General features: G+C 44.2%; 14 protein-coding genes. 8 read left to right on the forward strand and 6 right to left on the reverse strand.

The window, feature by feature from the left end; translation table 11 throughout:
- The first annotated feature begins 11 nt into the window (after window positions 1–11).
- On the forward strand, window positions 12–1,232 hold the full coding sequence (locus AC59JT_RS13385) for a right-handed parallel beta-helix repeat-containing protein (protein ID WP_497399697.1): 1,221 nt from the start codon (window positions 12–14) through the stop codon (window positions 1,230–1,232).
- Window positions 1,233–1,343: 111 nt separating this feature from the next.
- Here AC59JT_RS13385 and AC59JT_RS13390 read toward each other — a convergent pair whose 3' ends face one another.
- Entirely contained in the window at window positions 1,344–1,574 is a 231-nt protein-coding gene (locus AC59JT_RS13390; protein ID WP_497399699.1) for a hypothetical protein, read from the reverse strand.
- A 268-nt stretch (window positions 1,575–1,842) separates the two neighbouring features.
- Here AC59JT_RS13390 and AC59JT_RS13395 point away from each other — a divergent pair, with 268 nt between their 5' ends.
- Window positions 1,843–4,596: a lantibiotic dehydratase gene (locus AC59JT_RS13395; protein WP_497399701.1), complete on the forward strand. Its 2,754-nt coding sequence runs from the start codon at window positions 1,843–1,845 to the stop codon at window positions 4,594–4,596.
- On the opposite strand, the gene AC59JT_RS13400 is transcribed toward AC59JT_RS13395, so the two are convergent.
- Entirely contained in the window at window positions 4,577–5,659 is a 1,083-nt protein-coding gene (locus tag AC59JT_RS13400) for a sensor histidine kinase (RefSeq protein ID WP_497399703.1), read from the reverse strand. The genes AC59JT_RS13395 and AC59JT_RS13400 overlap by 20 nt on opposite strands.
- Window positions 5,660–5,754: 95 nt before the next feature.
- On the opposite strand from AC59JT_RS13400, the gene AC59JT_RS13405 reads away from it, so the two are divergent.
- Window positions 5,755–5,910, forward strand: coding sequence for a hypothetical protein (locus AC59JT_RS13405; RefSeq protein ID WP_497399705.1), 156 nt, complete (start codon window positions 5,755–5,757; stop codon window positions 5,908–5,910).
- 17 nt (window positions 5,911–5,927) lie between these two features.
- Here the strand turns inward: AC59JT_RS13405 and AC59JT_RS13410 are convergent, their stop codons facing one another.
- Window positions 5,928–6,701: a LytR/AlgR family response regulator transcription factor gene (locus AC59JT_RS13410; RefSeq protein WP_497399707.1), complete on the reverse strand. Its 774-nt coding sequence runs from the start codon at window positions 6,699–6,701 to the stop codon at window positions 5,928–5,930.
- A gap of 144 nt (window positions 6,702–6,845) precedes the next feature.
- Between AC59JT_RS13410 and AC59JT_RS13415 the strand changes: the two genes are divergently transcribed.
- Entirely contained in the window at window positions 6,846–7,577 is a 732-nt protein-coding gene (locus AC59JT_RS13415; protein ID WP_497399710.1) for a LytR/AlgR family response regulator transcription factor, read from the forward strand.
- 78 nt (window positions 7,578–7,655) lie between these two features.
- Here the strand turns inward: AC59JT_RS13415 and AC59JT_RS13420 are convergent, their stop codons facing one another.
- On the reverse strand, window positions 7,656–8,810 hold the full coding sequence (locus AC59JT_RS13420) for a DUF3472 domain-containing protein (protein WP_497399712.1): 1,155 nt from the start codon (window positions 8,808–8,810) through the stop codon (window positions 7,656–7,658).
- A gap of 24 nt (window positions 8,811–8,834) precedes the next feature.
- On the reverse strand, window positions 8,835–10,184 hold the full coding sequence (locus tag AC59JT_RS13425) for a Gfo/Idh/MocA family protein (RefSeq protein ID WP_497399714.1): 1,350 nt from the start codon (window positions 10,182–10,184) through the stop codon (window positions 8,835–8,837).
- Between the two features lie 291 nt (window positions 10,185–10,475).
- Here AC59JT_RS13425 and AC59JT_RS13430 point away from each other — a divergent pair, with 291 nt between their 5' ends.
- The 4 genes from AC59JT_RS13430 to AC59JT_RS13445 all read left to right on the forward strand — a co-directional run bounded on the left by AC59JT_RS13430 (window position 10,476) and on the right by AC59JT_RS13445 (window position 15,453).
- Window positions 10,476–11,516, forward strand: coding sequence for a LacI family DNA-binding transcriptional regulator (locus tag AC59JT_RS13430; protein ID WP_497399716.1), 1,041 nt, complete (start codon window positions 10,476–10,478; stop codon window positions 11,514–11,516).
- A gap of 76 nt (window positions 11,517–11,592) precedes the next feature.
- Window positions 11,593–12,720, forward strand: a complete 1,128-nt coding sequence (locus tag AC59JT_RS13435; RefSeq protein WP_497399718.1) for a phosphotransferase enzyme family protein — start codon at window positions 11,593–11,595, stop codon at window positions 12,718–12,720.
- Window positions 12,693–13,367, forward strand: a complete 675-nt coding sequence (locus tag AC59JT_RS13440) for a carbohydrate-binding family 9-like protein (RefSeq protein ID WP_497399720.1) — start codon at window positions 12,693–12,695, stop codon at window positions 13,365–13,367. Before AC59JT_RS13435 ends, AC59JT_RS13440 begins: the two co-directional genes overlap by 28 nt.
- Window positions 13,368–13,443: 76 nt before the next feature.
- Window positions 13,444–15,453 carry a tetratricopeptide repeat-containing sensor histidine kinase gene (locus AC59JT_RS13445; RefSeq protein WP_497399722.1) on the forward strand — a complete coding sequence of 670 codons (2,010 nt, stop codon included), beginning with the start codon at window positions 13,444–13,446 and terminating at the stop codon, window positions 15,451–15,453.
- On the opposite strand, the gene AC59JT_RS13450 is transcribed toward AC59JT_RS13445, so the two are convergent.
- Window positions 15,441–16,052: a LuxR C-terminal-related transcriptional regulator gene (locus tag AC59JT_RS13450; protein ID WP_497399724.1), complete on the reverse strand. Its 612-nt coding sequence runs from the start codon at window positions 16,050–16,052 to the stop codon at window positions 15,441–15,443. The two genes, AC59JT_RS13445 and AC59JT_RS13450, sit on opposite strands and share 13 nt — an antisense overlap.
- Between the last annotated feature and the right edge of the window lie 55 nt (window positions 16,053–16,107).

The raw sequence follows: 16,107 nt of genomic DNA on the forward strand, positions 1-16,107 counted from the left end.
AAAATAAACCCATGCCGCGTTTCTCATTCGCCCTACTATTATTGTTGCTTACAGAATATTCTTCTTTCGCAAAAACTTTGCATGTGGGTACAGGGCAGGCTTATAACATTATTAACAAGGCGGCAAAAGCGGCGGTTGCAGGGGATACTATTCTTGTCCATAGCGGTATTTATCCCGGCAATCAGGCTATCGATAATTTACAAGGGACAAGCAAAAAGTGGATCTATATCCTGAGTGAGAAAAAAGGCGCGGTAACTATAAATGGTGGCTCGGCGGGTTTAATGGGTACCGATGTGGCTTACCTGCAAATTGAAGGTTTTATATTTAGCCAACAAACCGATAACGGCGTTAATTTTAGCGACGGTGCAAGTTACATAACCCCGTCACACCACATTGTTTTTAAGGATTGTGTCTTCAGGGATATTGCGGCAAAGGGCAACAATGACCTGATGAAGCTATCGGGCGTTGATGAATTCAAAATAATTCAATGCGCTTTTGTTAGTGGCTCAGCAGGTGGTAGCGGCATAGATATGGTGGGCTGCCATAAAGGCCTGATCAGTAAATGCCTATTTGAAAAATCAGGCTCAAATGGTGCGCAAATGAAAGGCGGCAGTAGCGACATCAGGATAGAAGGCTGCCTGTTTAAAAACACCGGCGAGCGCGCTATTAACCTGGGCGGCAGTACCGGGCTACCTTTTTTTAGGCCGATGGATGTCAAATGGGAAGCTAGTAACCTAAAGGTTTACAGCAATATATTTATTGGCTCGGACGCACCGGTGGCATTTGTAGGCTGCACCCGGTCTGAAGTGGTGAACAATACCATTTATAAACCAACCCACTGGGTGTTGCGTATCCTCCAGGAAAACCGCGATACTGTGCGTTTCGGCAAGTGCGGCAATAATACGTTCCGTAACAATGCAGTTTTTATGGACGATAAAGTACGTGTAGTTTGTAACGTTGGGCCAGGTACTGCCGCCGAAAGCTTTACGTTTTCTAACAACGCCTGGCATCGGGTGGGTGTTTCCTTAAACAGCGTACAGTTACCCTCCTCAGAAAAAAATGCAGTTATTGGTAAAGACCTATTATTTAACGCCCCCGATGCCGGAGATTTCACCATAAGCACTATCAGCCCCCTGGCCGGTGCTGGAATATCGGTAACAAACCCTGACCGTGATTACAATGAAAAGCCTTTTAAAAGGACTCGTGCTATCGGGGCATTTGAAGTGAAATAAAGCTCACTGCCCTAACAATCGTACAAAATCGGACACTTAAAAACGTCGATAAAAACTATTACCCCAGGATAGTATTTAGTTTTTGATAAGAAAAAATTGGTTAAGGACTATCTAAAGTTGTTTACTTGCCTTGTTTGGTGGAGTGCTATTTAACGGCATCAAAAACTCCTCTATATCCTGCCTAAGCTGTTTGGGCATTCTTTTATTTTTGATATTTATGCTAATAGGATGGCGCCAGTTAATTTCAATGAAATTCATGATATCTGTTTGCACGCTTTTAAAGTAGCCTTCATTTTTTTCCTGCAGCAATAATAAAGCATTAAAGATGTTTAATTGTGCCATAACCCATTATTAATTCCTATCTCTTCTATTAATTTAGCTCCTCTCGCACCCGGTTCAATATATTAGTGAAGCCCGGGTGCATGGATTAAGGTTTAGGTTAAAAGCCTCTATTGTTAAAAATATGACTCTGGCACAAAAAATATTGTAAAGGCTACGGAGAATCTATCACGAATTTTTGCCTTTTTAAACCGAAAATCCTCCTTTTTGTATTGAGCTATTTAAAACCTGCCTGCCAGTGCCTTTTTTTAAAGAAAAAAGCATGCCAGCAATGGACAAAAAGGATACTAAACTAACCCCTCTTTCTACAGCAGTTTGCCGCACGCCGGCCTTTAGTTTAACAGATAACCTTGCCAGCAATTGGCCCGCCCTGAAAGAACTGATCAAAGAAGCATCGCCGGATTTTTTTGTGTTGATTAAAGATCTTGCCATCGCGCAACTTGACGAAAAAGCCGCTCATACAGTATGGAAATATTTCAATCGGGCGCGTTTCAGGGCTACTCCATTCGGAAGCTTTGCGGCAATCAGTTTTTTACCCGTGCAGGCAGATGCCTCGCAACCGGTACTAAATAACCGAATGGTTAAGTACCAATTTATAAGCTGGAGTGAAAAAGACGATGTTGCCGCTACTGCCATACCGAATCGGGTTATGGCTAATGCCAGCTGCTACACGCTTGCAGGCAAAGTGCGATACCTACGCTATCTGAAGGGCGCGTTTGAACTTACGTCAATTACTAACTTCCCCGAGCTACAGGCTATTCTATTAGCCAGCAAGCAGCCTAAAACAATAACCGAAATATGCGAGTTGCTGTCTGCCAAATTTAAACTGGCAAACACATCGGCGCGCGCGTTGATCAACCAGTTAATTGATGCGCAGTTATTACTAACCGAGCACTCGCCCAATATCACCGGCGAAGATTATTTTAAGCGATTACATTGCAAAATAAGGCCTGCCACCGCGGGTTATATCATTTCTGAAAGGATAGTTAAAGCAGGTGCGTTAAACAAGTATCAGTTACGCGATCTACCGGCTTACTTACAGTTTATGAATGACTTTTTGCCATTACCACGGCATCATAACTTAAACACATTCAAAAGTGAATTTCAAAAAAAATTCGACCGCAAAGCAATTCCGCTGACTTTGGCAATGGACCCGCAAATAGGGATTGGCTACGGTAATATGGCGCAGAATCCCGAAGACGAAATGCCCGCGCTGTTATTGGAAAGCCTGCAACAACGAGGCACTGATGTCAGCCAGATTGCCTACACTGCGCAGCATCGTTTTTTACTGAATGAATTACTTAAAGGCGAGCCTATCCAACTGGAAAACTACACGGGGCAGGTAGCTGATAGTATGCCTGCTTTGCCTAACACCTTAAGCGTAATGTTTCACAATCATCGCGGGCAAATGGTGATTGAACACGCGGGCGGTTGCACGGCAAATGCTTTGCTGGGCCGTTTTACTTTGGGCGATACCCAGGCTGTGGATAAGGGTAAAGCAATAGCTGGCATGGAAGAAAAAGCCAACCCGGATGTGCTTTTTTTTGACGTTGCGTACCAGGCCGAAAAACAGGTTGATAATGTCAATCGCCGGGCCTCACTTTATCAAACAGAACTTCCGCTTTTAAGTTGGTCGTGCCACCCATCGCCGCTTAATGTTGATGATATTTTGGTGGCGGTAAGGGATAACCAAATCGTGCTCTGGTCAAAAAAACACCGACAACGTATTGTGCCGCGCATAGCTTCGGCCTATAACTATACCCGGTCTGACCTGGCGCTGTTTCGGTTTCTTTGCGACCTGCAGCATCAAGGCTTGCGGTCTGATCTATCATTTAGCTTAAAGCATTTCTTTCCTGACTTGGTACATTACCCTCGTGTTTACTACAAAAAATTTATCGTTTCGCCGGCTAGTTGGCTGGTAGACAAGGCGTGTGTTAAAGACCTTGCTTCCATACAGGAGTGGTTGCAGGTCAAAAAGATCAACCTCCCTTTTCATTGCGGAAAATCGGACCAGATGCTGCTGATAAACCCTGAAAATGACGAAGACCTGCAAGCTTTTATACGCTACGCTGTGCAAAACAAAGAGGTATACATTACAGAGGCGCTACCTGATACCGAAGGTGTAAAAGATGAGAACGACAAGAGCTACGCGGCCCAATATATTGTTGATTTTGGCCACGGCGAGCAGATCTACCCGGCGCTGGCTCCTTTAGTTGATAGTAGGCCCGATGATAGTTTTTTACCTGGCGGCGAGTGGTTGTATGCTGAAATTTATGGGCATGCAACACAGTCCAATAGTTTATTAACTACCGTGATCAGGCCTTTCTTGGCCGGTAACAAAACACTATTTAAGCATTGGTTTTTTATCAGATATACCGATGGCGGGCCACATATCAGGCTGCGGTTAAAGTTGCGGGACCCGCAATCTGGTGCTGCGTTGCTTAGCGAATTAAATAATTGCCTAAAGCCATTATACAACCAGGGTAGCGTATGGGATCTGCAGGTTAAAACTTACGTACGCGAAACAGAACGATACGGCGCCGCGCGCATGGCGTTGGCAGAGGGCTTTTTTGCTGTAGATAGTGCCTACATCTTACGCCTGTTAAAATCAGGCAACAAAACCAGCCAACTATACGATAAGGCCCTACAACTCATGGATCGGCTATGCTCACTGGCCTTTCCCGACCAAAATTTACGGCTTAGGTTTATACAAGCCGTAGCGGACAGTTTTGCCCGGGAGTTTAAATTTGATGGCGATGATTATAAAAAGATAAACCGATCGTTCCAACAGCTGGAAAACAACACCGGGCCGCTTACAATCAGTAAGAATTATATTAACACATTTGAACGCGTTGTGAATACCTGCCCGGATGATCAAACAAAGATGAGCTTGCTTAGCGATTTGTTACACATGCATGTTAACCGGTTATTTTATGACAATCAGCGTTTGCATGAAGCCATACTTTATCAGTACCTGCTTAAATGGGTAAAAATGGCACATTATGTTAAGCCAGCAAATGCATAGGCACTTTTACCCATACATTAAAATGACCGCTTTCGTCGTCGCCATAGGTAAACAGTGCCGCGTCGCCATAGGCGTGGTGTAATCTTTTCTGCAAGTTGGCCAGGCCTGTTTTGTGGCTATGTGTATGCTGCTGTTCGTGGCTTGTGTTACTGCTATGAATATGCAGCATCTCATCAGCTACAAAAATTTGCAATGTTGCCTCTTGCCCATTACTCAGGTCGCCGTGCTTAAAAATGTTTTCGGCCAGCGTGAGCAGCACCAGCGGTATAAATTTAATATCGCGTACATTCTCATCATAGTTTAGTTCAAAAGCTGTTTCCTGGTTTTTACGCAAATGGTTTAAATAACGAAGGTTTACTACCTGATCAAGTTCATCTCCCAGTAAAATAAACTCGCCCATCTTATCGGCATCAATTGCAAAGCGCATCATTTCGGCCAGAGTAACAATAGCCTCGGCTGCAACAGGCGACAAAGCCAGCACATTATGGTAAATAAAATCAAGCGTATTGAACAGGAAATGCGGGTTGATCTGCGCCTTTAAAAATGCATTGTGCGCACGGGCCAAATCCTGTTCGGCTTTTTGGCGGGATATGATCTCACTAAACTTTTCTCGCTCCAGTTCTTCGCTTTTTCGCCTTTCACGATTATAGGTTAGCAAAAAATAATAACCGGTTGAAAAGCCAGTAAAGTAAACAGCCCGAAAGCAGTTGCGCAAAAAATAACTCTTGGTCAAGATCGGCGACATAGGTATTCCAAGCAAATCCCATTTCGCCAGTAGTTGATCGCCGAAAAACGAGATCAATAAATAAACCGAGAGTTCGAACAATATAATCAGCGGCAATCTCCAGAAACGATTAAATCTACTCTGCATGGCCCAAGGCATGGCCACATGTGCATGAAAATAGAACAAAGACATAATAAGTGAATAATGAAACACCCAGTTCATGAGTTCACCAAAAGCACCTACACCGGCTAAAAAGCCGATCTCGTAAGCGATATAGATCATCCAAATAAGCGCGTGTAATCGGTAGCGAATCAGCCAGGCGTGCCACTTATTAATCATGCAAAAAAGGGGTTTTGAATAGAAAAAAGATGGTTCTGTATAAGCACTTTTTATCGGTTTAAATTTCGGGATAAGTTTCATGAAAAATTACAGCCATGAAACAAAAAAAATTCAAAATTGAAGGTACAACATTATTCGTTTACCGCCCGCAGATGAGTTTAAACAATAAAGCCGGAAGAAATGCCATGCCTACCGACCCGACGAGTTCGGCACTAACAACTACAATGGGCACAGGTTTATTTCAAAAATAAATATACAGGCGGGGACTTTAGGGCCTGCGCCCCATTTTAAGGAGTTTGCCTTCCAGGAAAGCCTGAAAATCTTTGCGGAAATTATCGCCAACGGTAATTTGCAGGCCGTTTGACATTTTGAGGGTGTTGCCGGTAATGGAGTTTATATGCTCGCGGTTGATGATAAAACTGCGGTGATATTTAACAAACTCAGGCAATTGGCCTAATACGCCTGCAACTTCGGTAAGCGACATGTATACCGTGATGTTTTGAGCCGCTGTATGTATCAACACGTAGTTTTGCTGGCTTTCAACAGCAATAACATCCTTAAAGCAAATTTTAACCAGCTTATGGTTTTCGGCTTTGCTTTTAACAAAAAAATAGTCGTCGGTTGCGGCAGGCTTGCTTTCGGTAGTTGTTGGGAATAGCTTGGCGATGGTTGCCGTAAATTTAGCCAGCGTGTAAGGCTTTAGCAGGTAGGCATCGGCACTAAGCTCAAAAGCTTCATAACCGTATTGGGTATGCGCGGTGGTAAATACCAGTTTATGCGTTTTTTCGCGTAACTGCCTTGATAGTTCTATGCCGCTTATTTGGGGCATATCAATATCAACCAGCATCAGGTCGGTTTTCTCGGCATGAGCCAGTTCCAATAAAGCCTTTACCGGGTCGGTATAGGCTTGTTGCAAACAAAGTGAAGGGACCAGTTCGATGTATTTTTGCAAACCCGCTATAGCGTAAGCATCATCATCAATAATAATACAATTGTAAGGGGTATTTTTTTCGGGGCTTAACATCCAGAGTAAAATTAACAAAATTTGGACAAACGGCTTATTTTATCCTTTCCGTGTAGAATATCGGGCCTTCTGCGTAATATTTTTTTGATGTGAGGTTTATCTTTTTACCTTAACACTACAGTACCCTAGATAATACATTAATTACCATTAACTGAACTTATTATGTTAAATTGTATCGTTATAGACGATGAGCAGTTTTCTATAGAGGCGATTTTAAAATATATAGATCTCATCCCTAATCTGAATGTTGCCGGGGTTTATACAGATCCCGTTAGGGCACTCTCTGCAGTGTCATCAACTCAGGATATTGACCTGCTGTTTATGGATGTGGACATGCCCAGCTTATCGGGCCTTGAACTGGCAAAGGCGCTTCGCAGCAAAACTCAAAAGCTCATCTTTACTACAGCTCATTCCAAATACGCGTTTGATGCTTATGAGGCAGATGGTGATGCTTTTTTACTAAAGCCCTACACTTTTGGCAGGTTTTCAATGACCATTAACCGCCTTTTCCCCGAAAAGAAAGAGCAGTATGGCAACAACGATTATTTTTTAGTTAAAAGTAAAGAGGATGACCTGGCTATTGTAAAAATAAAGTTTGATGATGTGATAGCCTTTGAAAGCGCGCAAAATTACATCAAGATATACCTGTCAAACAATACCGTAGTAACGGCATATCTTACCTTGAAAGATGTGGCGCAACTGGTTAAGTCAATACCCGAGTTTGTGCAGTTTCACAGGGCTTTCATCGTTGCTGTCAGGCAAATTGCCAACATCCGCGGCAATACCGTGCAAATGAGCAATGGCATGAGCTTTAGTGTAGGCGATTCATACAAAGAAAACTTTTCGGCCTTTTTGGAAAATAAGTTATTGATGACTTCTAGGGGTAAGCATTAATAGATGTTCTTTATTCCGTTGGCCAAAAGCTCAGCGCCTCATGTCGAAAGATTTGAGGCGCTTTTTTTGTACCGCCTACTATCCTTTCACCACAAATTTCTTACTTACCGGTTTAGCCACCTGGTTAAAAATATCCGTCATTATAAGGCGTGCCGTGTAGCTGCCTACAGGCAAAGACGCTTTTATGCTAACCAATCTTTTTTCAGGTAAAACTTCATCCACCGTTTGTACCACTTTACCCAAGGCATTCAGTATCTCTATTTTTGATGATAACTGCGGGCTTTTTGCCGCGTCTATCGTCCAGCTTACATTAATGGTTTGATCTGTGTAAGCTGCGTTTAGTGTCGATATGGTTCCTACAGTTAATTTAGGCGCATCGCCCTGCTTAGCCTGCTCGGGCAGGTTAAGTATGCGGCCCGTGCCAAATGCTTCATCAGGTTGGGTATCACCGCCGTGCTGCATAAAGTAAGCATCCTCGACAGCATCATAGCCCGAGTTAAAACTACGATCATATTTACCGTTTCTTTTCTTATCGTTGCTATTGGCGCTAAATCGGCGTGCCGTATGTTTTTGCCATACGTTGTCTACGCTCAAATTCCAGCAGTCCTTAAAAAACGCTTTTCTTACAAAACGGCCATCCTGCTGCGGGTCATACCCCGTCCAGTTTTCAAGGAAAGCATCATTTTTAGGGCCGAGGTAAACCGGCCTGTCCGGCACTTCCAACGTTGAAGTATGGAACCAAATCCCTGTTACTGTATTTTGAATAAAGGTGGCTATATACAAACGCTCATTGTTTTTCCAGGCCCGTATGGCAATGTTGTACCAGGTATTTAACTCCCATTTATAGGGGTTAATGCTTTTCCAGCCATCGCCTTCGCCGCCAAACCTGCTGGTAAAAGTATTGTCGGCCTTGTAGGCTACTTTTGAAAATATACCCGCAGCGGTATTGGCATCCCACAAAGATGCTATCAATATATTAGGTGTACCGAATTGCGGATCAGCTGTCTGCTGCAAACCGTTGTACCCACCCCGAAAGTTATGCACCGAAAAATAAGTAGCATAAGCCGATTGCGTGATCTTGATTCTGTGGATCTTAGCAACGGCATCAGTAGGAAAATCAAAAAATATATGTTCTGACGGGGCAGCGTTCTCGGTTTGCGCCGTGGCCTGCGTTATGTATAAAGGCGCAATAGCTAATGCCGCTATCAGCCATTTTAATAGTTCTTTTCTCATTATTTAAAAATCGTGTTCGGCGTATTAAAACCCGCTATCATCCAGCGCAAAGGTTGCTTTACGGTTCTGCCATTTGCCGCGGGTAAAGTCGGGGAAATCCAGCGTTTTGCTGCCTGCTTTGATGGATTGCTCTGATAATGGCGCGATAACACTCATCGTTACCGAATCATATACATCTATCGGGGTTTGCCTTTTCTGCTTTACGGCTTCAACAAAAGCGTTGAACACAAACCAGTCCATACCACCATGCCCTGCGCCGGCGGCTTCTTTTTCATATTTTTTCCAAAGAGGGTGGTCGTACTTTTTAAACCAATCCTGCGCCGAATCCCATACATCATTTTTGGCTGATTTGCCTTCAATATATACGCTGTTATTTACATCCATCCAGATGCCTTCGGTGCCCTGTACGCGGAAACCTAATGAATATGGCCTTGGCAGATGGGTATCATGCGAAAGCATCACTGTTTCGCCATTAGCGCAGCTGATCATGGTTTGGGTTACGTCGCCATTCTTGTAATTGATCTTCGCGTTGGCATGGCCGGGCGATTGTTTTTCTACATACGATGCCAGGCCGCGCGCTTTTGAGCTGAAGGAAACCAGCTTGGTGAACCTGTTACCGTGGTTGATGTTAGCATAATTCATAACCGGACCAGCGCCGTGCGTAGGGTACAGATCGCCGTCAACATCGATATTAAACTGGGTGCGCCACTGTGCTTCGCTAAGCGCGCCGGCACCAAATTCAACGCCGCCACCGTAGTATTGCTTGCCGTTGTTAAACAACACACCGCGCAGGTCATGCTGGTAACCGCCTTCCAGGTGAACCAGTTCGCCAAACAGGCCTTGTCTCACCATGTTTAAAGCCGCCATTACATCGCGGCGATAGCAAACGTTCTCCAACGTCATGTAAGGTATACCTGTTTTCTCGGAAGTGTTTACAATATCCCAATGGTCTTTAACCGTTAAACCGGCTATTACTTCGCAGCCTACGTATTTGCCCGCCTTCATGGCATCAATAGCCTGGTCGCGGTGAAATTGCCATGGTGTGGCTATAATGACGGCATCGATATCTTTATGTTCCAATAATGCTTTGTAAGCATCAATGCCGCCGGTATATTCTTTAGCTGCCGGCCTGCCGCTTTTGGCTATCCTGTCGCGGCATATTTTAAGCGATCGCTCCTGCGTATCGCAAACGGCTACAATGCTTATGTCATCGCGTAAAAGGGCTGCGGTTATATGCGTCATGCCACGTGCGCCTACGCCTATGTAGCCTAAACGTACTTTGCCGGTATCGGCAGCAAAAAGTGTGCGCGAGGGTAAAATAGTAAAGGCTGCGGTTGCCATAGCGCCCAATTGTACAAAGTCTCTTCTTTTCATGTATCGTATCGGTTAACAGGCCGGATGTTCCGGTGGTTTCGGAATGTGAAATTAGCACACTCAACCTCATTCGGCGAATTATTAGCAGCGCAAACGTTTGATTTAAATAATTTAGCCTGTAACTTAGCGTAGCTGATACGCTATAGGCAAATTGGGATACATAAAGCATCCGTAAATTAAACTTAACGAAATTGATTTATAGCGACATGTGTAGACATCACGTTGTGAAACAAAGTTTACGCAAACGTTTGACTTAGCGCTAACATGGTCTCAAACATCACTTATTCAATAATGAGTTCAAAACCCGCCACCATTAAAGAGATTGCCCGTCGCCTGAATGTATCAGTATCAACAGTATCGCGCGGGCTGCATGATCATCCCAGCATCGGGCTATCAACGCGGCAAAAAATTCAGAAGCTGGCCCGCGAGCTTAATTACGAGCCTAATCAAACCGCCATATTCCTACAAAAAGGCAGCACCGAAACTATCGGCGTTATTTTGCCCGAATTATCAGAAGCATTCTTTTCAACAGCCATTAGCGCTATAGAGGAGGTGGCCAACCAACGTAATTACACGGTGCTGCTTGCACAATCGCATGACGACGAGGATGTTGAAAAAAAGCTAATCGAAAAAATGCGTAAGCACCGGGTAGATGGTTTATTGATCTCGGTTGGTAAAAACACCTCATCCCACCAACACTTTGAAAACCTGAAACAACATAACATACCCGTGGTGTATTTTGACCGTATTCCTTCCATGTCAAACATCCACTATGTGGCCTGTAATATGGAAACAGGCACCATCGCGGCGGTTAATTACCTGCTGCGCAAAGGCCATCGCAGTATAGGCCTTATTAACGGCCCGGCTACCCTGTTTGCCAGCGGCGAACGTAAAAACGGCTACATAAACGCCTTAACCAAAAACCGGCTAAAGTTTGATCCCTCCCTTGTAATTTCATGTGATTTGACGGAAGCGGGCACTATCAAGGCTATGGACGAATTGCTGGCCGGCAAACGAAACCCTACGGCTATCGTCACTTTTAACGACTATGTTGCCCTGTGGGCCATCAAACACGCGCGCAAACTTAACCTAAAAGTAAACCAGGATATTGAGTTTGTAAGTTATGCCAACCTACCCCTAACCAATTATATTGAATATGCGCCAACAGCTTCGGTAGAACAGTTTCCATATATGCAGGGGCAAAAGGCAGCTGATATATTGCTTGATCTGTTGCAGCAAAAAAAGCAGCCACAAAATGAACAAACGGCATTTTATAAGATCATTATCGAATCGCAACTGGTAGAAAGATCAGACGATGCCTCTTCGCGTTAGCTAAAAATCACACAAACGTTTGCGCAAGAGTTTGCCGGGCTTAATATCTATGTTTGAGATATAACGCCAGCAAACCATGTTCGGACCGATACTACAAGCCTACGGACTTAAACCCGACCTATACCAGGTAGATGCCTTTGGTTCGGGCCTGATCAATCATACCTGGAAAATAAGCGGAGCCGGGCAATCGTACATCCTGCAACGCATCAACGACAAGGTCTTTACCCGTCCGCAAGATATTAGCGAGAACCTACAGATACTGGCTGAGTATTTAAAAGTTATAGCCCCCTCCTATTTATTCGCCGCGCCCTTACCTACTTTAAATGGCGGGTACTTTCTGCGATCAGACGATGGCTTTTTCAGGCTGACGCGTTTTGTCGCGGGTTCGCACACGGTTGATTTTTTGACTCAAAGCGGGCAGGCTTATGAGGCCGCCAAACATTTCGGGAAGTTTACTTTTCTGCTGAAAGATTTCGATAGCAGTAAACTCAAATATACGCTCGCCGATTTTCATAACCTTAGCCTGCGCATCCGACAGTTTAACGAGGCACTGGCTAAAGCACCCAACGAACGAAAAGTACAAGCCTTACCCGAAATTGAGCAGGTACAACAGCATTTTGACATAGCCGATGTGTATGAACAACTCAAACAAAACAAGGAAATACCTTTAAGAGTAATTCATCACGATACCAAGATCAACAACGTTTTATTTAATGATGAAAACAACGGACTTGGCATTATAGACCTTGATACCGTAATGCCGGGCTATTACATTAGCGATGTCGGCGATATGATGCGCACCTACCTGGCAGAGGCTAGCGAAGAGGAGCAGGATTTGAATAAAATCAATATCAGGGAAGCTTTCTTTGTGGCTATTTACGCGGGCTATACCGCTTACATGGGCGGCAGTTTAACGCGGCGAGAAAGGGAGTTATTCATTTATGCCGGCAAGTTTATGATATATATGCAAGCGGTACGTTTTTTAACTGACTTTTTAAACGGCGACGTTTACTACGGGGCTAAATACCCCGGTCATAATTTAGCGCGCGCTAAAAACCAGCTGCGATTGTTGGATCTGTACACACAAGCCGAACGAACATTTGAGCGTATTATTAAAATACTGGATACACAGCACGTAAGCGACGACGAATTAAACGCCTACCATAGCATTTGGTTATGCAAGAATTATCTATCCCTTTCCTGATAACAGAAGCGGGCACAACTGTTGAAAACATCGGTTTGCAATTGGATGGTATCGCGCGTCATCCGCTTGGGCACATGCTGTGGACGAAGCCGCAAACAACCCCGCAAACCAGCTTCGCGATAGCATATGACAATGACTGCTTTTACCTGAAATTTTATGTTGATGAGCCCCATGTTAAAGCCGATCACCGCAGCATTAATTCGCCGGTTTACCTGGATAGTTGCGTAGAATTTTTTGTTGGCTTTGGCGATGATATTGAATACTATAATCTGGAGTTTAATTGCCTGGGCACCTGTCTTGGTCAGTTTGGACGAAACAAAGGTTCGCGCACCTTCGTACCCACCGATGTGTTAGAAAAAATCGAAACCCATAACTATTTTAAAAACTCAGACATTGAGGGTTTATACCACTGGGAACTGAGCATCAAGATTGCAAGAGACGTGTTTATCCATCATAACTTAAACCACATCACCCCAGGCCAATTACGCTTAAATTTTTATAAGTGTGGCGATAACCTGCCCGAGCAGCATTACCTGGCCTGGAACGAACTGCTAAGTGCCGAGCCTAATTTCCACCTGCCGGAGTATTTTGGTATAGGTTATTTAGCTGGCACAGCGCCTGACAAAAACCAATCGATTGCTAAATAAACAAATTTGGAGTATCATTGCCCTGACTATGCCCAATCGATCCTCCAAATGGCCGTTACATATATGCCGCTTCGTTTTGGCAGTTTTACTAATTTCGGCATGCCATCGTTCCTCGCAGCAAATACCGACAGAACACACCCGGCTTACTGATTCCATACAGGACAAAATCAATCAACTCCCCGACTCGCTTAAACTAAAATTTATTGACAGCGCGTTTAGCACCTTCAGGCAAGGGCCGCAGGATAGGATGAAACGCCTGGGAGCGATATTTGGCTTTTACCTATCCCAACATAATTATTATAAAGCATCTCTGTATAGCGATAGTATGATCATGGTGATCAGCCCCATTGCAAATACCAACACCGACTATCGGGATGACCTGGCACAGGCCTATTTTTTTAAGGGCGACGCACAATTCCTGTTAAATAATATTGACACAGCAATAGCATTTTACGACCGCGCGGTAGAAATTCAAAGCAAAACACATAACGCGGGTACCAGTCATCTTTTTGATTACAACATGCGCATTGCCAATGGTTTTTACCAGCAAGGCAATTACCGGCTGGCCATTAAATATTATAAGCGCACGTTATTATATCCGCCTCAAAGCAGCGGGCCCTGGATAGTTTTTACTTACACACAGGGCCTGATTGACAATATTGCCCTTAGCTTCAGTACGCTTGGAAAAACCGACAGCGCTTTATACTACTTCGACCGGGCGCTTACCTATATCCAACAAAACGAAAACAACTTTAACACCACCCACCAAAAAACATTTATTAAAGTGGCCAAAAGTGTGGTGTATAACAACAAAGCGAAGACGCTACTCACGCTTGGCCAAAAAGCCGAAGCCGAAAGGCTTTTTAATTTATCCATTGATTTAACACGCGACAATTATGGCAATGAAAGCGCCGAAGAAAGCCGCGAACAACTGGCAGCCATTTACCTTGATCGGCATGAAACGCAGCGTGTTGTACGCATGCTTGATACCATCAGGCCATGGATTTATAAACCCGGCGGCCATCATAAACAACAATATTTAAAGCTGCTCGCGGGCGCCTCGGCACAGTTGGGCGATTTCCGTAAAGCGCATTTGGCAAGCCAGCAGTTGCTTGATCTGAAGGATTCATTAGCGAAAGAAAAAAGCGCCAACACCCAGGAAAACCTGGAGCAACTAATTGCTTACAACGAGAAAATAACACGGATAGACCGGCTGGAAAAAGAAAGAAACTATACGGCGCTTTTACTTGGCGCGGGTGGTCTTATTATGGCCCTGTCAGTTTCCATAGCCTTGCTGCTTTGGCGTAACGAAAAGAAATCTAAACAGAGCATCCTGCAACTAAATACCCTAAACCAGCAGGTGCATGTTAAAAATATTGAACTGGCCCGGGCTTTTGATGCGCTTGAACATAGCTACAGAATAAACTCCCGGTTAACGCAAACCGTGGCGCATGACCTGCGAAGCCCGCTAATTGCCATGCGAACTTTTATCAGAATAAAGGACAGCGACAAACTATCACCCGATGTAAAAGAAAACATCACCCAACTGATACACACCAATTGCAATGACGCCCTATCGCTTATCGAAGATATGTTGAACAACAACACATCAGGCGACATGCTATCGTTAGAACCCATCGACTTAGGTGAACTGATAAGCACTTGTATTTTGCAAACGAGCGAAAAAAGCGCCGCAAAAAAACAACGCATCGTGTTTGAGCCTGTTGAAGTAACCATTATGGGCGATGCGGAAAAACTGCGCCGGGTGTTTGATAACCTGCTTACTAATGCTGTTAAGTTTACCGAGCAAAACGGCATGATAAAGGTGTTAATGCGATATATGAATGATGACGTGATCGTATCGGTAGCTGATAACGGTATTGGTATACCCGAAAAGATACAGCAAAAACTATTTGATATTTCGGCCGATATCAAGCGCCGGGGTACATCAAACGAGCCATCGCATGGCCTGGGCCTGTTTATTTGCCGGCAGATAGTGGAGGCGCATAAAGGCCAGATTTGGTTTAACTCCATCACGGGCAACGGGGCGGTGTTTAATGTGCAATTAACAACCTACCGACCATAAGACAGGTACCAGGCAGCCAGTTCGGTTTTGGAGTTTACATTTACCTTTTTAAAAATATGCTTTATATGCTGGTTAACGGTAAAGTGCGAAATGCTCAATTTATCGGCTACCTGTTTATTAAGCAGGCCCTCGCTTACCAATTTCACTATTTCTAATTCCCGTTTGGTTAAACCGTTGCCGCGTTCGGTTGTGACAGGTTTTATAAGGTGCGAAATTGTTTCGGGCGAAAACGGTAACCCGCCTTTATCTATATTTAATAACGACTCGTGGATATACTCTACACTGTTTGATTTAAGCAAATAACCCGACGCGCCGTTACGCATAGCAAGCTTAGTTAAGTTTGCATCCTTCAGGCTGGATAGAATAACAATTTTTGATTCGGGAAAATGGCGCCGCAGATCAGGAATGGCATCAATGCCCGAGCCCGAAGGCAGATCAACATCGAGCAACAATATATCGGGCTTTTTTGATTTATGCGCAGCAGCTTCCACAAAATCGCCTACGGCAAATGCTACATCAAATGCCGTTGAAGTACTAAAATATGCCGCAAAAACAGCCCGCAGGCTGTCATCATCCTCTATTAAACCAACACTTGCCATAATTAGGTTATTAAATATACTCAAAAGCCATTAATAACGCTTAACTTTATTTTAA

The organism is Mucilaginibacter sp. A3364 (assembly GCF_059690715.1).